Origin of the sequence: Microbacterium sp. Root280D1 (assembly GCF_001428975.1) — a bacterium.
Taxonomy (GTDB): domain Bacteria; phylum Actinomycetota; class Actinomycetes; order Actinomycetales; family Microbacteriaceae; genus Microbacterium.
The window spans coordinates 270,585-291,127 of record NZ_LMJK01000002.1 but is presented as its reverse complement, the minus strand read 5'-3'; the positions used below and the strand labels follow the sequence as shown (position 1 = coordinate 291,127).

Here is a 20,543-nt window from a genome sequence, read left to right as displayed (position 1 = left end):
CCCCCTGCCGTGCCGATACGCCAGGGCCGATCCGATGCTGTGGATAAGTCTCGAGCAGCCGCGGCGATTTCTGTGACCATGTCGCCATGAGCAAGTTCTCCCGTTCACGGCGTGCCGTCTGGGGTGATGCCCGCTTCCTGATCGGCATCGCCGTGGTCGCGCTGTCTGTCGCCGGCGTGTGGGCCGTCGTCTCCTCCTCCGGCGCCACGACACCGGTACTCCAGGCGACGCGAACGATACCGCTCGGCGAAGCGCTCGTCTCCGGTGACTTCCAGGTGGTGGACGTGGGACTCGGCGCCGTCTCGGATCGCTACCTCGCGCCCCAAGACCTTCGGCCCGGTCAGATCGCGTCCCGGACGGTCGTCGACGGCGAGCTGATGCCGACTTCTGCCGCCGAGGACGCGGATGCGAACAGAACCACCACGATCGTCGTCGAGAGCAGCACCGGCATCCCGGCCGATGTGGGCGCCGGGAGCATCATCGAACTCTGGCATTCTCCTCCGGTGGACGATGGCGCCCTCCCGGGGACGCCGCGCATCCTCGTCGCCGATGCGATCGTCACATCGGTGACGAAGACCGAAGGAATGCTCGCCGCCGACGGCACCACGGCTGAGATCGTGATCGACCGAGCGGATGTCGCCGATGTGCTGTCCGCGATCACCGGCGGCTCTGTCCTGTCCGTCGTGCCGATCGGCTCGACCTCGTGACGTCGGTCGTGATCGCCCTACCCGATTTCCGTGCACGCACCCTGGCCGACGAACTCGAGCTCGAAGGCATCAGCGTGGTTTCCGTCGTCGCGCCGAGCAGGATCCTGCCCCTGCCCGACGACGTCGATGCCGTCATCGTTCCCACCAGCCGCGCGGTGCTGACGCCCGCGCTGGTCGCCGAGTGCGACAGGGCAGGAGTGCGGATCCTGCCGCTCGGCGACGGCGACAGCAGACTGCTCGGGCGCTACGGCCTCGCGGCCGCACTCCCGGCAGAAGCGCGCGGCTGGGAGATCGCTGCCGCGCTCACCGCCGACCTTGCAGGCTCCGTCGAGCGAATCGCGCCGTCTCCGCATCGTGTCACGGTGGTCTGGGGCCCATCCGGTGCGCCGGGACGATCGACCGTCGCGATCCAGCTCGCCGTCGAGCTGTCCAGGGCAGGACGCCGCACTGCCCTGGTGGATGCCGACACCGTCGCTCCCTCCCTCGCGCTGCTGCTGGGGCTCAGCGATGACGCACCCGGGATCGCCGCCGCGTGCCGTCGGGCAGAGCTCGGCGCACTCGACTCGGCAGAACTCACGCGGCTGGCGACCGTCCTCGACACGAGCGCAGGAGAGATCGAGGTCCTCGGGGGCATCAATCGCCCTGGGCGCTGGCCGGAACTCGGCGCACGTCGATTGGAGGCGACGCTGCGCGCATGCCGCAGCTGGGCAGAGGAGACCGTCGTCGACGTGGCGAGCGCCTTCGACGCCGACGATGAGGCGACGTACGACCTCACCGGCCCGCGTCGCCACGCAGCCACAGTTGCCGCGCTGCAGGAGGCAGACCTGATCATCGCCATCGCGGCGGCCGACCCGCTCGGCATAAGCAGGTTCATCAGGGAGCATGCCGAGCTACGACGGCTCACGACCCCGACGCCCATCAGAGTGGTGGTGAACCGCGTGCGCCCCGGCCCCCTGGGCGTGGATGCGCGAGGTCAGATCCGGCGCACGCTCGAGAGGTTCGCCGGCATCACGGACGTCGTGTTCCTCCCTTTCGATCAGCGGGCCGCCGACGCCGCACTCCTGCACGCGCGACCGATGGCGGACCTCACTCCGCGCTCGTCCCTCGTCGCCGGCGTGCGCCGCGTCGTGGAGACTCTCGTCTCCACATCAGCAGAGCCGCCTACTGGCGGTAGCTCGAGAGGAAGTTCCCGAGGCGCTCGACGGCTTCTGCGAGCACGCGGGGCTCGGGGAGCGTGACCAGTCGGAGGTGGTCGGGGGTCGGCCAATTGAAGCCGGTTCCCTGCACGAGGAGGATGTGTTCGGAGACCAGCAGGTCGTAGACCAGCTTCGCGTCGTCCCTGATCTCGTGGACGTTCGGGTCCAGACGAGGGAAGGCGTACAACGCGCCAACGGGCTTGACGCACGAGACACCGGGGATCGATTCGAGTCCCTTCCAGGCGATGTCACGCTGCTCATGCAGGCGCCCGGTCGGCGCGATCAGCGAGTCGATGGACTGCACTCCCCCGAGAGCCGCCTGAACCGCGTACTGGGCGGGGACGTTCGGGCAGAGACGCGTCGAGGCGAGCAGGTTGATCCCCTCGAGGAACCCCTTCGCGTGGTCCTGCGGCCCGGTGATCACGAGCCACCCGGACCGGAAGCCGGCGACCCGGTAGGTCTTCGAGAGCCCGTTGAACGTCAGACACAGCAGGTCCGGCGCCAGGGTCGCCGTCGGGATGTGCACCGCATCATCGAACAGGATGCGATCGTAGATCTCGTCGGAAAGCAGCAGCAGCTGGTTCTCACGGGCGATCTGCACCATGCCCTCGAGAACTTCGCGTGAGTAGACCACGCCGGTCGGGTTGTTGGGGTTGATGATGACGAGAGCCTTGGTGCGCGGAGTGATCTTGGATCGGATGTCCTCGAGGTCGGGCTGCCATCCGTTGTCCTCATCGCACAGGTAATGGACCGGGGTGCCGTCAGCAAGACTCGTCATGGCGGTCCACAGCGGGTAGTCGGGTGCCGGGATGAGCACCTCATCGCCCTCGTCGAGAAGAGCCTGCATCGTCATCGTGATGAGCTCGGAGACGCCGTTGCCGAGGAAGACATCCTCGGGATCGAATCGCGGGAACCCGGGGATCTCCTCGTACCGGCTGACGACTGCTCGCCGTGCCGAGATGATCCCCTTGCTGTCGCTGTACCCGTGGGCGGTCGGAAGCGCGGCCAGCATGTCGTGCACGATCTGGTGGGGTGCCTCGAAGCCGAAGATCGCGGGGTTGCCCGTGTTGAGCTTGAGGATCCGATGTCCCTCGGCCTCGAGCCGCGCCGCCTCGACGAGCGTGTTTCCACGGATCTCGTACAGGACGTTCTTGAGCTTCGACGACTGGTCGAAGTGGCGCGTTGGTGTCATTGAGCAAGCCTACAATGACGCGACGAGGGGCCGATCCCCACGGACCGGCCCCTCGTCATGCGCTCTGCTACTTCTTCTTCTTGCCCTGCGCCCGCCGCTGCTCGCGGTTGCCCGCGGGAGCTGCCGAGCCCTCGGTGCGCTGCCCGAACGCGCCGCGCGGAGCCTCAGCCGACTCGGCCTCCTCGGCGGGAGCCTGACGCGCGGCCGCTGCCTGACGAAGCTTCTCGGTCGCGGCCTGCTGAACCTGACCGCGGTCGTTGCGGACCTCGACCTCGCCGGCGTCGTTCGCGGCGGAGTACTCGAGCCGCTGGTCTCCACCGTCTTCGGCGAGGCCCTTCGCCTCGACCTCGGCCGTCTGCGAATCGCCCGCCCGACGCACCTCGACCTCGAGATTGTAGAGGTAGCCGACCGACTCCTCCTTGATCTGCCCCATCATCGACTGGAACATCGCGTAGCCCTCGCGCTGGTACTCGATGAGCGGGTCGCGCTGCGCCATCGCACGGAGACCGATGCCGTCCTTGAGGTAGTCCATCTCGTAGAGGTGGTCGCGCCAGCGGCGATCGAGCACCTGCAGCACCACGCGTCGTTCGAGCTCACGGGTCGCCGCTTCTCCGAGCGACTCCTCACGGGTCTCGTATGCGATCTTCGCGTCCGACAGCAGCTCGCGGGTCAGACCCTCTGCGGTGATGCCACCCTTGCGGCCGGCGGCCTCGGACACGACCTCGTCGATGGTCACGCTCACCGGGTACAGCGTCTTGAGCTCGGTCCAGAGTGAGTCGAAGTCCCAGCTCTCGTTGTGACCCTCGCCGGTGTGATCGCGCACCACTCCACTGATCGCGTCCTCGATGAAGTGCTGGACGCGGTCGGCGATGTCATCGCCCTGCAGGATGTGGCGGCGGTCGGCGTAGATCGCCTCGCGCTGACGGTTCAGGACGTCGTCGTACTTGAGGACGTTCTTGCGCATCTCGGCGTTGCGCGACTCGACCTGCGACTGAGCGCTGCGGATCGCCCGCGACACCAGGCCCGACTCGATCGGGACGTCGTCGGGGAAGTTGGTGCGCGCGAGGATCGCCTCGGCGGCGCCCGACTGGAACAGGCGCATGAGATCGTCGGTGAGGCTCAGATAGAAACGGCTCTCGCCGGGGTCGCCCTGACGGCCCGAGCGACCGCGAAGCTGGTTGTCGATGCGGCGCGACTCGTGGCGCTCCGTTCCCAGGACATAGAGTCCACCGGCCTCGATGACCTTCTCGGCCTCTTCCGACACGATGGACTTCATCGCCTCGTACGTCTCGTCCCACGCGATCTCGTACTCCTCAGGCGTCTCGACGGGGTCGAGTCCCTTACCCTTGAGCTCCTGCACGGCGAGGAACTCGGCGTTGCCGCCGAGCATGATGTCGGTTCCACGACCGGCCATGTTCGTGGCGACGGTCACGGCACCGAGGCGCCCTGCGCGAGCGACGATCTCGGCCTCGCGCGCGTGGTTCTTCGCGTTGAGGACCTCGTGCTTGACGCCCTTCTTCGCGAGGAGCCGCGACAGGTACTCGCTCTTCTCGACGCTCACGGTGCCCACGAGCACCGGCTGCCCCTGCGCGTGACGCTCGGCGATGTCCTCGACCACCTGCGCGAACTTGGCGGTCTCGTTCTTGTAGACGAGGTCGGACTGGTCCTTGCGGATCATCGGACGGTTCGTCGGGATCGGGATGACACCGAGCTTGTAGGTCGACATGAACTCGGCCGCCTCGGTCTCGGCTGTACCGGTCATGCCGGCGAGCTTGTCGTACAGGCGGAAGTAGTTCTGAAGCGTGACCGTGGCGAGAGTCTGGTTCTCGGCCTTGACCGGCACGGCCTCCTTCGCCTCGATGGCCTGGTGGATGCCCTCGTTGTAGCGACGTCCGACCAGGATGCGACCGGTGTGCTCGTCGACGATCATGACCTCGTCGTTCATGACGACGTAGTCGGTGTCCTTCTTGAACAGGGCGAGGGCCTTGATCGAGTTGTTGAGGAACGAGATCAGCGGCGTGTTCGCGGACTCGTACAGGTTGTCGATGCCGAGGTAGTCCTCGACCTTCTCGATGCCGGGTTCGAGAACGCCGACGGTGCGCTTCTTCTCGTCGACCTCGTAGTCGACGCCCGCCTCGAGGGTGCGCGCGATCTTCGCGAACTCCGCGAACCAGCGGTTCGCCTCACCGGAAGACGGTCCTGAGATGATCAGCGGCGTGCGCGCCTCATCGATCAGGATGGAGTCGACCTCGTCGACGATCGCGAAGTAGTGCTCGCGCTGGACGAGGTCTTCCTTGCGCCACGCCATGTTGTCGCGGAGGTAGTCGAAGCCGAACTCGTTGTTCGTGCCGTAGGTGATGTCGGACGCATACTGCTCGCGGCGCACAGCCGGGGTCTGGCCCGAGACGATGATTCCCGTCGACATGCCGAGGGCCCGGTACACGCGCCCCATGAGCTCTGCCTGATAGCTCGCGAGGAAGTCGTTGACCGTGATCACGTGGACGCCCTCGCCCGCGATCGCATTGAGGTACGCCGGGAAGGTGGCGACCAGGGTCTTGCCCTCACCGGTCTTCATCTCTGCGATGTTGCCGAGGTGGAGAGCAGCACCACCCATGATCTGCACGTCGTACGCGCGCATACCGAGGGTGCGCTTCGCCGCTTCGCGCACGGCGGCGAACGCCTCGGGCATGAGCTGATCGAGCGACTCGCCCTTCGCGAACCGCTCACGCAGCTCGGTGGTCTCGTTGCGAAGTTCGTCGTCCGTGAGCTTGGAGATGTCCTCTTCCAGCGCGTTCACGGCCTTGACCACCTGGTTCAGGCGTCGGATGACCCGCCCTTCTCCAGCGCGCAGCAGCTTCTCAAGAGGATTGGCCACAGATGTCATCTCCCTGTCGATGGTTCCGGCGGCGCCGCGTGTCGGGCGCGTGCCAGGCATACCTTGTCATGTTACCGGTCCGTGACCTGCACGTCGTCTGCACGTCGTCTGCATGGCGTGCCTCCAACGCGTTTCCGAGTATGTATATATTGGTCCACGACACCGGGAGGTCCATATGTCGGTTCGACAGAGTCTGCTCGCGATCCTCGCTCAGGGCCCCTGCTACGGCTACCAGTTGCGGCACGAGTTCGACCGCCGCACGGGCTCGGTATGGCCGCTCAACGTCGGTCAGATCTACAACACGCTCGAGCGCCTCGAGCGTGACGGGCTCGTCGCTCGCGGTGCAGCGGACGAGCACGGCCACGTCTACTGGGAGATCACGGCCACCGGCGCGTCCGAGGTGGACCGCTGGCTCGCGTCTCCCGCGCCACGAAGCCAGGCGACGCGCAACGAGCTCGCCATCAAGCTGGCTGTGGCGGCAACCCTCCCCGGCGCGGACGCCGCCCGAGTCATCGCGGCCCAGCGCGCGGCGTCGGAAGAGCATCTCGCAGATCTCATCGCGACGAGGGCGACGCGCGAGGACGACAGCCCCGAGGGGCTCGCATGGTCGCTCGTCGTCGATTCGATGATCTTCACGGCGGAGGCCGAGGTCCGCTGGCTCGACCATGTGCAGACCCGGCTCGCCCAGCACCCTGTCCACGCCCTCGCTCTCGAGTTGACGACCGATCGACCCAAACGTGGCAGGCCTTCGAGGGCAGACGTGGCGGCACTCGTCTGACGGGTTTCGCCTCAAGCGTATGCACAGCCAGCGGCGTCGCCCGGGAAACTAGGATCAGTCCTATGGCTGGAATATGGGGCAGACGCAAGCGCGAGCAGGAAGAGCTGGCCGCACAGGACGCCGACCTGGCTCGCCGCGCTGAGCAGGCACTCGTCTCGGCGGACGAGCGCATCAGGAGCACGTCCGACGAGCTGGCGTTCGCGGAGGCCGAACTCGGGGAGCAGCTGACTCGTGACCTGAAGAAGGCGCTCGCTGCGGTGCGCACGCATCTGCGCGAGGCATTTCAGCTCCACCAGCTCAACCACGATGAGATTCCCGACACGCCTGAGGAGCTCCGCACCCGCAACGCGCGGATCATCCAGCTGTGCGATTGGGCGCAGGATCTGCTCGACGAGAAGACGTCGGATCTCGCGGCATCGATCTCGAAGGTGCGTCGCGCACCCGAGATCATCGCCCAGGTGCGTGCCGATGCCGAGGCGCTGAGCGCACGGATCCCGCACACGAACGAGACCGTCGCGCGTCTCTCCGCGCGTTACTCGGACTCGGCGATGCACCAGATCACGGCGAGCGCCGCCGAAGCAGAGCAGCTGATCGCGTTCGCAACGCACGGCGCGGCCGTCTCAGAGCGTCGCCGCGCGGCGAAGCAGAACGAGGAGGCGAACCTCGCACTGGAGACCGCCACCGAGGCCACGCGGCGCGCTTCCGCGCTGCTCGACGCCGTGGAGGACTTCGAGATCGAAGCGCTGCGTGCGGAGTCGACCCTTGCCGAGGTCGTCGCGGATTCACGCAACGACCTCATCGCCGCGCGCACCGCCCCCCAGGTGCCGGCCGTCGCGGCCGCCGTCTCCGCGCTGCAGGACGCGCTGAGCGCCCTGTCGCCCGCGGGCACCCCCGGGGATCCCTTCGCCGAGCTGTCGCAGCTGCGCGACGCGAACACGGCTCTCGACGACGCGATCGCCACCGCTCGGCATCGCGAGGCGCACCCGCTGCCCAGCATCCAGCAGGTGCAGCATGCGATCGATGATGCCGACCGCCAGCTCGGCGTCGCCCGCGGACTCATCGCCGGGCACCGCGGCTGGATCGGCGCCGACGCGCGCACGCGCCTCGCCGAGGCCGAGAGGCTGCGGGTCGATCTGTCGGATCTGCTTCCGGCGGAAGAGACGCGCGACGAGGCTCTGGCCAGTGCACGACGCGTCGCACACCTGGCTTCTGAGGCCCTGCAACTCGCCCAGCGCGACATCGATTCCTCACGGCCGCAGGATCAGGGCTGGGGCGGCGGAAACGGCTGGGGCGGCGGCGGCTGGAGCGGCGGCGGCCGACGCGGCGGTGGCGGCGACGTCGCCTCGGGCATCCTCGGCGGCCTCGTCATCGGCAGCATTCTCGACGGCATCTTCGACTGACGCGGTCGCACAACGCGACGACGGCCCGGCTCCCTCTGGAGCCGGGCCGTCGTCGTCTCAGCCTCAGGAGGCGAGCGCCTCAGTGGGCGGAGCCTGCGTCTCGAGAGCGATCACACCGTAATCCCAGCCCTTGCGTCGGTAGACGACGCTCGGGTGGTCGGTGCGCACGTCCACGAACAGGAAGAAATCGTGCCCGACCAACTCCATCCGGTCGACGGCCTCTTCGACGGTCATCCATTCCGCTCCGAAGTTCTTGGTGCGGATGACCACCGGCGAGTAGACCTCGTCGTCCTCGTTCTGGATCGGCACGTTGCCGGTCGCGACGGCCCGCAGGACATCCACGGATGCCGGCTGGACATCGATGCCCTCCAGCGCTCCGCTCTCCTTCTCGAAGTGCGCGCCACGCGGGTGCTGGCGTCCGTCGACTCGCTTCTCCTTCGCTCGACGAAGCTGCTCGGCCATCTTGTCGACGGCCATGTCGAGTGCGACGAACTTGTCTCCGTCCGTGGCTTCAGCGCGCACGACGGGGCCCTTGCTGACGAGCGTGAGCTCCACGGTCTCGTCCGGCACGTGACCGTTGCGGTACACCCGGTGGGTGACCTTGACATCCAGCCGTTGCGCACGGGACGCGAACGTCTGGATCTTGGCGATCTTCTCTTCGACAACGGCTCGGAATCGATCGGTGATACCCACCCCGACGCCAACGATGCTCGTTTCCATTGCTGCCTCCTTGTCCCGGTCCTCCCGGCCAAGGGCGGACCGTGGTCGCCTTGTGACCCCCCACGGTAGTCGGCCTGACCTCGGATGTCACGGGTCAGTTGCTGCGTGTCCCCGATGCGTTCACATTCCGTTCGCTGTGACGCGGCGTGGCGGCGAGCGCGACCGCTGCCAGGACATGGGCGCCCGCGTCTGTCAGCGCCCGAGCCGCCTCATCGAACGTCGCACCCGTCGTGACCACGTCGTCGACGAGCACGACGGTCTCCCCCTCGAGCACACGTCGCGCTCGCATGCTCCCGCAGACGTTCTCCGCTCGGCTCACGGAATCGAGGCCTCGCTGATCCGTGCGCCGACCCCGCAGAACGAGCAACCGGTCGGGAAGCCGACCCGCCCGCCGGATCAGCAGCTCGGGCACCCGGTAGCCGCGCCGTCGAAAGGCGGCCACCGATGTCGGGATCGGCACGAGGTGGAGCGGCCGATCGGCATCCGGGCGCGCCTCGAGCACGTCGACCACCTCCCCCAGCGCCGATCCGAGCGGGCGAGCGAGCACCGTCTCGCCGTCGTCCTTCATCCTGCGGATGCATCGCGCCGCGACCGACTCGAAGGGCATCGCCGCGCGGACCTCCAGTCCGGCGGGCGTGCGGCGGACGAGCGGCTCCGGGCGGATGCTCTGTCGGCACGAGCCGCAGAGCAGCGTCTCGGGCCGGTCGCACCCCGCGCAGGTCGCCGCGAGCAGAAGGGCGAGTATCTCGAGTCCTACGGCGCGGGCCGGTGGGTGCGGTGACATCCGTCGATGCTCTCGCAACAATCCGGCGCCGGGGCTGCAGAGGCTGCGCGGAACGCGGCCGTCATGGACTGTCAGTCGATGTCGGACGGCCGTGCAGGGACAGTCGCGCTCAGTGCCCCGCACGCGTCGCGAGAAGTGAGACTCCGCTGATCGACTCGCTCCATGCCGAGCCCGCACGGGCGAACACGGCGCCGTCCGCGCCCAGCACTCGCAGACCGGTGGCTGCGCGCGCACCCGCCAGGGACACCGCGCCGGTCGGAGCCACCTCTGACGTGCCAGGCCCTCCGACCACCTGCGTGACGACCATCCGGTCTGCGGGATCCGTCAGCAGTCCGAGACGATCCGCGCCCAGCCAGACGAGGCCGATGGCGCCGCCGTCGAGCTGCGCCAGCGGCTCGGTGAGTCCGAGCTCGGTCGGAAGCCCGGCCTCATCGCGGATCACCGATGACACGACGATCCAGCGCTCGCCCCCGATCACGACGGCCGCGGCGACGCGGGCCCCATCCGCCGAGACGCGGATGGCGGATACGGAGGAGGCCTCCGGCCACGCGCCCGCGATGCTCTGAGGGGCGACATCGCTGCCGATCGCCTGCAGAGCCGCCGGTGCGTTCGAAGGGACCGACCACGTGTAGTCGTAGGGATCCATGGACGGCCGCACCAGCGATGGGCGGTCGTCCAGCTCGTTGAAGCTGCCTTCACCTGCGAGCCACACGTGCCCGTCGATGAGCTGCACGGCCGCGTGGGAGCTGTCGACCGACACGTCGACCGCTGTGACGGGCTGACCCGCGTTCACGATCTGGTCCGAGACGCCGGGGATCGGCGTGATCTCTCCACCGACCAGCATGCCGAAAGTCCCGTCCTTCAGCACGAGGCTGCCCGGATCGGCCTTGTCCGTCACGACCTCGACGACCCCGGCCTCCAGTGTGCGGCCGTCGACCGTGAAGCGCACCTGGTCGATCTGCACGCCACCGGCGGTCAGGGTCGCCTGGAGCTGAGTGCGCATGCGCGCGAGGGTGGTCGGGTCGAGGCCCAGCGCCGCCCGGTTCAGGGCGACGTCGGCGATCTGGTCGGGGTCGATCGGCACGGAGTCCCGTGCGAGCTGCACCTCCTGCGGGAACGCGCTCTGCACGGCCGGATCGAGCCAGGGGCTGGGCGCGCCGCCGATCAGCGACTGCGCGATGGTCGTCGCCACCGTGGCGCGTCGAGGGAACCAGCGCACATCGGGCACGAGTCGTTCCCACGTCTGATCGAAGTACTGCAGCGCGTAGTCGTCGTACACGCGCGAGAACCTGGATTCGTCGATCACCACGCCGTCCGGCGCCTCGGCGATCCGCCACTGGCCGTCTGTGAGTTCGACCACGAAGGCCGAGTTCGAGGCGCCGAACGCCTCGGAGTACGCTCCGGTTGCGTCGACGCTGGCGACCTGATCGAAGGCGACCCTCACGTCGGCCGTGTCGCCGTCATCGGCATCGTCGTCTTCGTCGACATTCGAGCTGAACGAGCGAGTCGCCGAGCTCACATCGATCGACACGCCGGTGTTCGGACGCCAGGTCGATGCGAGCTCCGGGGTGAGAAAGCTGCGAGCGGTGTTCCAGTTGTCGGCCGGGGTGATCGCGGCCTCCATGAAGCCTTCGACGATCGCCGCAGGCCCCGCGCCGTCCACCGGACCCGAAGCGAGCGGGAGGAAGTCCTGCCCCTCGGGGGACGCCCCGAGAGGCTTTCCCGGCTGTGCGTCTCCGCTGGTCGGAAGACCTGTGCACGCTGACAGGATGAGCACGGTCGCCGCGATCACGAGACCACGCAGCGCGCGCCGAGTCCGCGCGGTCATTCGATGCTCCTTCGATCGAAGAGCTCCGCCGGGACATCGGCGAGCTGGATCGGCTGCGTGGCATCGCCGAGTTCGGCGAGCGGCTCCTGCGGCTCGATCGGGATGGGCGAAGGCCCATCCGTCGCATCGCCACGGCGAGGCAGGGTCAGAACGAAGTTCGTCCCGACGCCGAGTTCGGACCACACCGCGAGCGATCCGCCGTGGAGAGTCGCATCGCCGAGCGCGATCGACAGTCCGAGCCCCGTGCCTCCGAGAGTGCGCTGGCGGGAGGGATCAGCGCGCCAGAATCGGTCGAACACCCGCTCGGCATCCGCCGGGTCCATGCCGAGCCCGAAGTCGCGGACTCCGGCGGCGACCGCATGCTGATTGCTGTCGACGGTGACCACGATCGGCCGGCCCTCGCCGTGCTCGATCGCATTGCCGATCAGGTTGCGCAGCACTCGTCGCACCCGCCGCGGATCCATGTCGACCGGCGAATAACCGCCGGGGGCGACGAGCCTCAGCTCGCTGCCGCGATCGTCGGCAAGAGGACGCATCTGCTCGATGATGTCCTCTGCCAGATGTGCGAGGCTCGTCGCCTCGAGCTCGAGCTGCACGGAGCCTGCGTCGTAGCGGCTGATCTCGAGCAGATCCGACAGCAGCGTCTCGAACCGCTGCACCTGCGTGTGCAGGAGCTCGGTGGTGCGAGCGGTCGTCGGATCGAACTCCTCCCGCTGATCGTTCAGCATGTCTGCGGCGAGGCGGATCGTGGTGAGCGGAGTCCGCAGCTCATGCGACACATCTGACACGAAGCGCTGCTGCACGAGTGACAGCTCGCCGAGCTCCTTGATCTGGGATTCGATACTGTCGGCCATGGCGTTGAAGGAGCGTCCCAGGGTCGCGATCTCGTCTTCCCCGTGCACGTCGATGCGGACGCCGAGGTCGCCCGAGGCCAGACGCGCGCTCGTCTCGGCAGCCTCGACGATAGGCGTCGACACGGTGCGGAGAACGATGAAGGAGATCGCGGCGACGATCGCCACCAGACCTATGCCGGCGACCCACAGGGTGCGCTGCACGAAGGTGAGAGTGTTGTCTGCATCCGCGAGGTCGTACGCGAAGTAGATCTCGAACGGCCCCGCCTCGGGAACCCGCAGCTGCTGCCCCACGATGATCCCGGGCACAGCTCGGCCGCCGACCTCGAGTGATACGGACTGCCAGGACTGCCAGTCGTCGAACTCGACCACCCTGTTCCTGAGGCCCGAGGTGATCAGATTGTCGCTCAGCCCGGCGGTGAAGCCGTTGAGCGGGACGTCGGGGTCGACCTCCATGCGGAATCCGGCAAGACCTTCGGCCGTCGAATTGCGTCCGAGGTCCTCCTGCACGCTGTCCCACAGCTCCGGCAGGGCTGCCGGGTCATCGCCCAGCGCCGTCGCGTCCAGGGTCGCCTGCGCCTGGTTCACCGAGCGGGCCGCGTCTTCGAGCGCCTCGTTCTTGCGGGATTCGAACAGATCGTTCTGGATCACCAGCGCCATCGTCACGCAGGTGATCAGGATCGCGGTGGACGTCAGCAGAAGCGTGATCGTGAGCGTCCGGAATCGCAGAGAACTGCGCCACAACGCCTGGACGACGGTCGGCCAGCCACGCCAGTCGCGGATGACAGCGACCGCCGTGGTGGTCGCTGTGGTCGCGGCCATCGTGGGCCTAGCCCGCGCTCCCGGCACGGTAGCCGACGCCCCGTACCGTCATGACGATCTTGGGGTTGTCCGGGTCGAGTTCGACCTTCGCCCGCAGACGCTGCACGTGCACGTTGACCAGCCGCGTATCGGCCTTGTAGTGGTAACCCCACACCTGCTCGAGCAGCATCTCCCTCGAGAACACCTGCTGGGGCTTCGACGCGAGCGCGACGAGCAGTTGAAACTCCAGGGGCGTGAGAGCGATCGGAGCCGTGCCGCGGCGCACCTCATGGGCGTCGACGTCGACGGTGAGGTCTCCCACGCGCAGCTGCTCCCCCACATTCTGCGACGTGGGCCGCAGTCGGGTTCTGATACGAGCGACGAGCTCCTTCGGGTTGAAGGGCTTGACGATGTAGTCGTCGGCTCCGACCTCGAGTCCTCTGACCACATCAGCGGTGTCGCTGCGGGCGGTGAGCATGATGACGGGGACTCCGGATTCGGCGCGGATGCGCGTGCAGATCTCGATGCCGTCCATCCCGGGCAGCATCAGGTCGAGCAGCACGAGATCGGGACGCTGTGCGCGCCACTCGTCGACCGCCCGCGCACCGTCGGCGCAGAACACCGGCTCGAAACCTTCCGTGCGCAGCACGATGCCGATCATCTCGGCGAGCGCGGTGTCGTCGTCGACCACAAGAATGCGTGAGGTCATAACTGTTACCTTATGGCACTCAGTACCACGGTCCTCCTGTCTACGCGCCCGACGGGTCATGTGACACGATGGGAGCGCACGACGGAGGGAGCGCCGGTGAGCGGCCAGACATGGACCCCTGCCCCGAAGAAGGGCATCATCCCCCTGCATCCGCTGACGTTCGGGATGCTGTTGAGCAAGTCGTTCGTCGCACTGCGCCACAACCCCAAGGTCCTCTTCGGCTTCGGAGTCGTCATCCAGCTCGCGGTCGTGGTGCTCAGCGCCACGGTGATGGGCTTCGTGTTCGTCACGACGTTCACGCGGCTCGAGTCGCTCTCTCCCTCCTCCCCGGACTTCGAGGCCGTGTTCGCCGGAACGATCGCGATGAACATCGTCGCGGGCATCTCCGTCGGTCTCGCGTCCGTCGCTTTCACCGCTCTGATGCAGGGCGTCGTCGCAGCCGAGATCGGCTACGCCGCGATCGGCGTGAAGGCCACGCTGAAGACCCTCTGGCGCAAGATGACCCCGTCGTTCTGGCGGCTGGCCGCCTTCGCTTCACTCTCGGTCATCTTCATCTTCGGTGTGATCGTCATCCTCTTCGTCATCGTCGCCGGCTTCGTCGCCAGCGGGCTCGGCGGATCCGCTGAGGCCATCGGCGGCGTCGTCATCCTCGTGCTGCTCGTCCTGCTCACGACGATCCCCCTCCTGGTCTGGCTGACGACCAAGCTGCTGCTGGTGCCGTCCATCCTCGTCCTCGAGCGCGCGAAGCTCCGCGATGCGCTCGTGCGCTCGTGGCGACTCACCCGCGGTCGCTTCTGGATCGCCTGGGGAGTCACCTTCCTGATCGGCGCCATCATGGGTGCCGCGATGCAGCTCGTGAATCTCCCCGTGTCGCTGCTGAGCTCGATGCTCGGATCGGTCATCGCCCCGACCGGCTCTGCGGACACTGCCGCGATCATGGGGTTCGTCTTCGCCCTCCTCGCCCCGCAGATCCTGCTCCTCGTGCTGCAGGCCATCACGCTCGTGGTGCAGAGCACCGCAGGCACCCTCGTGTATCTCGACAGTCGGATGCGCTACGAGGGTCTCGACCAGGCGCTGATCAGTCATGTCGAGCGACGCGACCTGGGGTGGACGGAGGAACAGCTCGGCGACCCCTTCGTCGTCGACGCCACGCGCGCCGTCTCGAGTGCACCGCCGCCCAAGCAGGTGCCCGAATGGGCGACGATGACGCCGGCCGGCTATGAGACGCAGCCGTATGGAGGGCAGCCGTACCCCGGGCAGCAGTACCCCGGGCAGCAGTACCCGGCACAGCCGTACCCGGCACAGCCGTACCCGGCACAGCCATACCCGGCACAGCCGTACCCCGGGCAGCAGTACGGGTACCCGACTCAGCCTCCCCCTGCACAGCCGCCGTACGCGCCGCCGGCTGCGACCGTCCCGCCTCAGCCACCGGCGTATCGGCCGGCACCGGCGCCCGCCGCTCCCCCGGCATCCTCAGCGCCCGCGGACGACTCCACCTGGGCGGCCCCCGGAGCGGGCAGCGAAGGATCTGCATGATCCGCCCGCTGGACGATGTGCTGGTGCCCGACGGAGACGAGGCGAGACAGTGGGCCGAGCAGGAGCTCTCCGACCCGCGCTATGCCGATGCGAAGCCGACGTGGTTCGATCTCGTCGCGCGTGACATCGGACGGTTCCTCGCCGATCTGTTCAGCTCCGACAACGGCGCCAGCGTCGGGCCGCCTGCACTGATCATCGTCAGCGTCATCGTCTTCGGCGCTCTTGTGGCGGCCCTCATCATCTGGGGTCGCCCTCGCCGCTCCCAGGCGATCCGTCGGCCGGGTGCCGGGCTTCTCGGCGCCGAGGACGACCGCTCGGCGGCGCAGCTGCGTGCGGATGCCGACCGTGCCGCGCGGGCGGCGGACTGGGACGAGGCGACGGTCCTGCGGTTCCGCGCGCTCGCGAGAGGACTCCTCGAGCGCGACCTCATCGAGCCGTCCCCCGGCGCGACGGCCCAGGCGATCGCGCGCGAGGTCTCTGTCGTGTTCCCTGCGGAGACGACGCCCGTCCGCCAGGCCGCCGTGTTCTTCGACGACGTGCGCTATCTGCGGCATCCCGCGACCGCTGATCGCTACGCGGAGCTCGCAGCGACAGACGACCGGCTCAGTGCCCTGCGCCCGGAAGCAGTGACCGCGTGAGCGTTCTCGAGCAGCAGGACGTCCCCGCGTCGACCGCCGAACGCGCGCCTCGAGGCCGACGGTCGCGAGCTCTGCTCGGATGGCTGATCATCGTGGCGCTCGTCCTCGGCGGCGTCTTCGTCGCGATTCAGGTCGGTGTGCGCATGCCCGATCAGCGGGGTTCGCTCGATCCCGAGAGCGTGAGCGACTCGGGTGCCATGGCCATCGCGCAGATCCTGCAGGAGAACGGTGTCGAGGTCTCGGTCTTCCGTTCGCGCACCGAGGCACGCCAAGCGCTCGATGACGACGCCACGCTCGTGATGGCGAATCCGTACACGCTCTCCGACGAGGCGATCACCGAGCTCATCGAGCCCGCCGACCGGGTGGTCTTCCTGTCGAGCAGTACGCACCTGCTGAGCCTCTTGCGGATCGGCGACAACGCCACCCCGGATTTCACCCCGGTGCAGGCGGACTGCGACGCACCCGAGTTCGCGGACGTCGGCTCGATCCGTCCTGATCGGCTGTTCACGCCCGCCGACGGCGTGGAGGGATGCTTCGGCGACGACGACGCGGCGGCCGTGCTCATCGATGAGAGCGACGGAGCCACGCATGTCGTCGTCGAGGGTGCGCGCCTCTTCAGCAACGCCTATCTCGCGGATGACGGCAACGCCGCACTCGCGCTCGCGCTGCTCGGACAGACCGAGCGCGTCGTCTGGTACGTGCCCAGTTTCGGCGACACGGACATCGAGGGCGAGACCGAGGACACCCTCGGGTCGCTCACCCCGGGATGGGTGACACCGGCCATCCTGCTGCTCATGCTGGCCGGCGTCGCGGCAGCACTGTGGCGCGGTCAGCGCTTCGGACCGCTCGTCGCCGAGACGCTGCCGGTGACGGTCCGCGCCTCGGAGACCATGCACGGTCGCGCACGTCTGACCGCGAAGGCCGGCGACGCCGCGCACGCGGGCGAAGCTCTCCGAGACGGGAGCCGGCGCCGCCTGGCGCGCAGGCTCGGCCTCGCTGTCACCGCGAGTGCCGAGGAGGTCGCGGATGCCGCAGCCGACCGGCTGCGCGTGCCGCGTGGCTCGTTGCACGAGCTGCTCGCGGGCGCGCCACCCGTCGACGATCCGTCACTGATCGACCTCGCGCGCCGACTGCAGGAACTCGAGAGCGCCGTCGACGCCTCGTCCTTCACGGAGCGGAGATCCGAATGAACCGCCCCCGCCGAACCGCCGTCCATCCATCATCCGACCGGAAGCCGAGGACACCACGTGACCGCTGAGAACTTCAACGACGCCGAGCTGCGTCAGGCCATGCACCGCGTGCGCACGGAGGTCGACAAGGCCGTCGTGGGCCAGGCGGGCACGGTGACCGGCCTGCTGGTGTCGCTGCTCGCGCGAGGACATGTGCTGCTCGAGGGCGTGCCCGGGGTGGCGAAGACCCTGGTCGTGCGCTCGTTCGCCCGGGCGCTCGGCCTCGACACGAAGCGCGTGCAGTTCACCCCCGACCTCATGCCGGGAGACGTCACCGGTTCGCTGGTCTACGACGCCCGCACGGGCGAGTTCGACTTCCGTGCGGGTCCGGTGTTGACGAACATCCTTCTCGCCGACGAGATCAACCGCACGCCTCCGAAGACCCAGGCCGCCCTGCTCGAGGCGATGGAAGAACGTCAGGTGTCCGCCGACGGTGTCAGCCGAGCTCTGCCCGACCCGTTCCTCGTCGCCGCGACGCAGAACCCGATCGAGCACGAGGGCACGTATTCGCTGCCGGAGGCCCAGCTCGACCGCTTCCTGATGAAGCTGGTCGTGGGAATGCCGGAGCGGGATGCCGAGGTGTCCGTGTTGCGCAAGCACGCCTCCGGCTTCTCCCCGCGCGAGCTCACCGGCGTGGAGGCGACCGTCTCCGCGGACGAGATCCGTGCGGCTCAGGATGCGGCAGGACGCGTCGAGGTCACCGATGACGTCCTCGGCTATGTCGTCGACCTCGCCAGAGCCACGAGGCAATCGCCCTCGGTCGAGCTCGGCGCGAGCCCCCGCGCCTCCACGGGTCTGCTCGCCGCTGCGAAGGCGTGGGCGTGGCTCAACGCATCCTCTGCCGTCACGCCGGATCACGTGCAGACGATGCTCGTCCCCGTCTGGCGGCACCGGCTGCAGCTCCGCCCGGACGCCCAGATGGAGGGCGTGTCCGCGGATGCCGTGCTCACATCCGTCGTCCAGCAGACCAGGGTGCCGATCTAGGTGTTCGTCACCGGCCGTCTCGCGCTTGCCGTCGCCGTCGGCATCGTCCCGCTCGTCCTCGCCGGGCTGGCGGACTTCCCGCCCTATGCCGCCCTCGGCATCTGGGTGCTGCTCTGCGTCCTGCTGATCGTCGTCGATGTGCTGCTGGCTCCAAGCCCCCGCTCCGTCGTCGTGACCAGGCGCGTGCCGACGCGCACCCGCATCGGCGAGCAGGTCCCCGTGAGCGTCGCGCTGCAGAATCAGGGTCCCCGGACGCTCCATGCGCTGATCCGCGATGCCTGGCAGCCGACGGCCGGAGCGGGTGAGGCCCGTCAGCGACTCAGCGTCCCGCCGGGCGAACGGCGACGCGTCTCCATCCCCCTGCTGCCACGACGTCGCGGCGAGCTGGCGAGCGAGTTCGTGATGATCCGCTCGCTCGGTCCGCTCGGCCTCGCCGGCCGGCAGGCCCGTCACCTCGTACGCGGGACCATCCGGGTGCTGCCCGCCTTCTCGTCGCGGAAGCACCTCCCCTCCCGCCTCGCCCGTCTGCGGGAGCTCGACGGGAACACGAGCATCCAGGTGCGCGGTCAGGGCACCGAGTTCGACTCGCTCCGCGAGTACGTCCGAGGGGATGACGTGCGGTCGATCGACTGGCGCGCCACCGCTCGCGCGGGCACCACGATGCTGAGGACGTGGCGACCGGAGCGCGACCGCCACGTCGTGATCATCATCGACACCGGCCGCACGGCCGCCGCGCGCGTCGGCGACGGCACGAGGGTCGATGCCGCCCTGGAGGCGTCTCTTCTGCTCGCGGCCCTCGCCGCACGTGCGGGCGACCACGTGCATCTGCTCATGTACGACCGGGTCGTGCGGGCGCGCGTGACCGGTGTGGAGGGGACAGCGCTGCTTCCGGCGCTGACCGATGCGATGGCTCCGGTGCACGCGCGTCTCGTCGACACCGATTGGCCGGGTGCTTTCGCTGCCGTGCGCACGCTCACGACCCGTCCGTCGCTCATCGTGGTGCTCACCGCTCAGGATGCGGCTGAGTCGGCTCGCGGATTCCTCGGTGCGTTCCCCGACGCGAGCAGGTCGACATCGATCCTCGTCGGTTCGGTCACCGACGACGGCATCGCAGATCTCACGACGCGGCGCGGATCTCGAGAGGAGATCTACCTCGCTGCGGCGGCCGAACGCACGATGCGCGACGCGGAGAACGTGGCCGACGCGGTGCGCCGCGCGGGAGGCGAGGCGATCGCCGCTGACCCCGAGTCGCTGCCTCCGAGGATCGCAGACCGGTACCTGGAGCTGAAGGCCGCCGGGCGCCTCTGAACGCGGAGAGTCAGCCGGCCAGGAGCCTGGGCGTACCTGCCTCGTACTCGACGAGGTCTCCGGTCTCGCCGCGGCGATACGCTCGACCGCCGATCACGAGCATATAGATGAGGAACGCGGCGAGGGCGGCGACGCCGATGCCGATCTTGACCGGCCAGGGCAGCGCCCACCCCGTCACGAATCCCTCGATCAGCCCGGACACGAACAGCGCGAAGACGAGTCCGATCGCCACTGTCGCGAGCGAGCGTCCCTCGGACGCGAGTGACTCGCCTCTCGAACGGTGTCCCGGCGCGACCCACGACCAGAACAGGTGCAGACCCGCCGCAGCCGCGACGAAGATCGACGTCATCTCCAGGAGTCCGTGCGGGAGGATGTAGAGGATCATCACATCGACCTGGTCGTGTGCGGCCATGACGGCGCCCGACACGCCCAGCCCCATCGCGTTCTGCACGAGGACGTTGATCGGCCAGATGCCGGTGATGCCGAACAGCACGCATTGCAGGGCGATCCAGGCGTTGTTCCACCAGACCATGCCCATGAACACCGCGGCCGGGTTCTCGGTGTAATAGCCGGTGAAGCTCTCGTCGGCGTACTGCTCCAGCAGGTCCGGCGGGCCGAGGGTCGCGAGGAGTGCCGGATCTGCGGAGATCCATGTCGCGGTCCCGACGACGATCGCGATGAATGACGCCGCGATCACGAGCGTCGTCCAGCGCAGTCGATAGAGCGCGGCGGGCAGCTGCAGCGAGAAGAATCGGCCGGTCTGGGTGAGGATGCTGTCGGACGCCCCGGTGAGTCGCAGCCGCGCGCGCACGAGGATCGTCGAGAGGTACGCACCTTGAGGTGACTCCCCCACCGAGGTCTTGAGCTCAGCGAGATCCGCGGACGCCGCGCGGTAGCGGACGATCAGCTCGTCGACGCCCGCGCCGTCGAGCCGAGCACGGCTCAGCTGGTCGAGCCGTTCCCACTCGGCGCGGCGTGCATCTGTCAGCGCATCGGCATCCACCTGA

Annotated in this window: 17 protein-coding genes; 9 read left to right on the top strand and 8 right to left on the bottom strand. The window is 68.4% G+C overall.

The window, feature by feature from the left end:
• Positions 1-86 precede the first annotated feature (86 nt).
• Positions 87-707, top strand: a complete 621-nt coding sequence (locus tag ASE34_RS07455; protein WP_056278253.1) for a hypothetical protein — start codon at positions 87-89, stop codon at positions 705-707.
• A complete protein-coding gene (locus ASE34_RS07450; protein WP_056278250.1) occupies positions 704-1,945 on the top strand; it encodes an AAA family ATPase in 1,242 nt (413 codons plus the stop codon). Before ASE34_RS07455 ends, ASE34_RS07450 begins: the two co-directional genes overlap by 4 nt.
• Here ASE34_RS07450 and ASE34_RS07445 read toward each other — a convergent pair.
• Both ASE34_RS07445 and secA read right to left on the bottom strand, forming a co-directional pair.
• Positions 1,869-3,095, bottom strand: coding sequence for a pyridoxal phosphate-dependent aminotransferase (locus ASE34_RS07445; protein WP_053095668.1), 1,227 nt, complete (start codon positions 3,093-3,095; stop codon positions 1,869-1,871). The genes ASE34_RS07450 and ASE34_RS07445 overlap by 77 nt on opposite strands.
• Positions 3,096-3,162: 67 nt before the next feature.
• Complete coding sequence (gene secA, locus ASE34_RS07440) at positions 3,163-5,970, bottom strand: preprotein translocase subunit SecA (RefSeq protein WP_056279015.1); 2,808 nt, start codon at positions 5,968-5,970, stop codon at positions 3,163-3,165.
• Positions 5,971-6,145: 175 nt separating this feature from the next.
• Between secA and ASE34_RS07435 the strand changes: the two genes are divergently transcribed.
• Together ASE34_RS07435 and ASE34_RS07430 are read left to right on the top strand one after the other, a co-directional pair.
• Positions 6,146-6,748 carry a PadR family transcriptional regulator gene (locus tag ASE34_RS07435; protein ID WP_056278246.1) on the top strand — a complete coding sequence of 201 codons (603 nt, stop codon included), beginning with the start codon at positions 6,146-6,148 and terminating at the stop codon, positions 6,746-6,748.
• Positions 6,749-6,810: 62 nt separating this feature from the next.
• On the top strand, positions 6,811-8,148 hold the full coding sequence (locus tag ASE34_RS07430; RefSeq protein ID WP_053095666.1) for a hypothetical protein: 1,338 nt from the start codon (positions 6,811-6,813) through the stop codon (positions 8,146-8,148).
• A gap of 63 nt (positions 8,149-8,211) precedes the next feature.
• On the opposite strand, the gene hpf is transcribed toward ASE34_RS07430, so the two are convergent.
• From hpf to mtrA, 5 genes are all read right to left on the bottom strand, one after another.
• Positions 8,212-8,868, bottom strand: coding sequence for a ribosome hibernation-promoting factor, HPF/YfiA family (gene hpf / locus ASE34_RS07425; protein WP_053095665.1), 657 nt, complete (start codon positions 8,866-8,868; stop codon positions 8,212-8,214).
• Between the two features lie 94 nt (positions 8,869-8,962).
• A complete protein-coding gene (locus tag ASE34_RS07420) occupies positions 8,963-9,652 on the bottom strand; it encodes a ComF family protein (protein ID WP_056278243.1) in 690 nt (229 codons plus the stop codon).
• Positions 9,653-9,761: 109 nt separating this feature from the next.
• A complete protein-coding gene (locus ASE34_RS07415; RefSeq protein ID WP_056278240.1) occupies positions 9,762-11,480 on the bottom strand; it encodes a GerMN domain-containing protein in 1,719 nt (572 codons plus the stop codon).
• Positions 11,477-13,153: an MtrAB system histidine kinase MtrB gene (gene mtrB / locus ASE34_RS07410; protein ID WP_056278234.1), complete on the bottom strand. Its 1,677-nt coding sequence runs from the start codon at positions 13,151-13,153 to the stop codon at positions 11,477-11,479. The genes ASE34_RS07415 and mtrB overlap by 4 nt, the downstream gene beginning before the upstream one ends.
• A gap of 7 nt (positions 13,154-13,160) precedes the next feature.
• Positions 13,161-13,841, bottom strand: a complete 681-nt coding sequence (mtrA, locus tag ASE34_RS07405) for an MtrAB system response regulator MtrA (protein WP_053095661.1) — start codon at positions 13,839-13,841, stop codon at positions 13,161-13,163.
• Between the two features lie 96 nt (positions 13,842-13,937).
• Here mtrA and ASE34_RS07400 point away from each other — a divergent pair, with 96 nt between their 5' ends.
• From ASE34_RS07400 to ASE34_RS07380, 5 genes are all read left to right on the top strand, one after another.
• Positions 13,938-15,377 (top strand): hypothetical protein, encoded by a 1,440-nt coding sequence (locus ASE34_RS07400; RefSeq protein WP_056278230.1) that lies wholly within the window; start codon positions 13,938-13,940, stop codon positions 15,375-15,377.
• Positions 15,374-16,015, top strand: coding sequence for a DUF4129 domain-containing protein (locus tag ASE34_RS07395; protein WP_056278227.1), 642 nt, complete (start codon positions 15,374-15,376; stop codon positions 16,013-16,015). The genes ASE34_RS07400 and ASE34_RS07395 overlap by 4 nt, the downstream gene beginning before the upstream one ends.
• Positions 16,012-17,205: a DUF4350 domain-containing protein gene (locus tag ASE34_RS07390; protein ID WP_056278224.1), complete on the top strand. Its 1,194-nt coding sequence runs from the start codon at positions 16,012-16,014 to the stop codon at positions 17,203-17,205. The genes ASE34_RS07395 and ASE34_RS07390 overlap by 4 nt, the downstream gene beginning before the upstream one ends.
• A gap of 99 nt (positions 17,206-17,304) precedes the next feature.
• Positions 17,305-18,228 (top strand): AAA family ATPase, encoded by a 924-nt coding sequence (locus ASE34_RS07385; RefSeq protein ID WP_230100690.1) that lies wholly within the window; start codon positions 17,305-17,307, stop codon positions 18,226-18,228.
• Entirely contained in the window at positions 18,229-19,536 is a 1,308-nt protein-coding gene (locus tag ASE34_RS07380; protein WP_056278220.1) for a DUF58 domain-containing protein, read from the top strand.
• Between the two features lie 10 nt (positions 19,537-19,546).
• Here ASE34_RS07380 and ASE34_RS07375 read toward each other — a convergent pair whose 3' ends face one another.
• Positions 19,547-20,539 carry a stage II sporulation protein M gene (locus tag ASE34_RS07375; protein WP_053095656.1) on the bottom strand — a complete coding sequence of 331 codons (993 nt, stop codon included), beginning with the start codon at positions 20,537-20,539 and terminating at the stop codon, positions 19,547-19,549.
• Between the last annotated feature and the right edge of the window lie 4 nt (positions 20,540-20,543).

Bases quoted from the DNA above. Each gene is read 5' to 3' on its own strand.
- ASE34_RS07455 (WP_056278253.1), top strand. From the start codon at position 87: ATGAGCAAGTTCTCCCGTTCACGGCGTGCCGTCTGGGGTGATGCCCGC.
- ASE34_RS07445 (WP_053095668.1), bottom strand. From the start codon at position 3,095: ATGACACCAACGCGCCACTTCGACCAGTCGTCGAAGCTCAAGAACGTC.
- ASE34_RS07435 (WP_056278246.1), top strand. From the start codon at position 6,146: ATGTCGGTTCGACAGAGTCTGCTCGCGATCCTCGCTCAGGGCCCCTGC.
- ASE34_RS07430 (WP_053095666.1), top strand. From the start codon at position 6,811: ATGGCTGGAATATGGGGCAGACGCAAGCGCGAGCAGGAAGAGCTGGCC.
- hpf (WP_053095665.1), bottom strand. From the start codon at position 8,868: ATGGAAACGAGCATCGTTGGCGTCGGGGTGGGTATCACCGATCGATTC.
- ASE34_RS07420 (WP_056278243.1), bottom strand. From the start codon at position 9,652: ATGTCACCGCACCCACCGGCCCGCGCCGTAGGACTCGAGATACTCGCC.
- ASE34_RS07415 (WP_056278240.1), bottom strand. From the start codon at position 11,480: ATGACCGCGCGGACTCGGCGCGCGCTGCGTGGTCTCGTGATCGCGGCG.
- mtrB (WP_056278234.1), bottom strand. From the start codon at position 13,153: ATGGCCGCGACCACAGCGACCACCACGGCGGTCGCTGTCATCCGCGAC.
- mtrA (WP_053095661.1), bottom strand. From the start codon at position 13,841: ATGACCTCACGCATTCTTGTGGTCGACGACGACACCGCGCTCGCCGAG.
- ASE34_RS07395 (WP_056278227.1), top strand. From the start codon at position 15,374: ATGATCCGCCCGCTGGACGATGTGCTGGTGCCCGACGGAGACGAGGCG.
- ASE34_RS07385 (WP_230100690.1), top strand. From the start codon at position 17,305: ATGCACCGCGTGCGCACGGAGGTCGACAAGGCCGTCGTGGGCCAGGCG.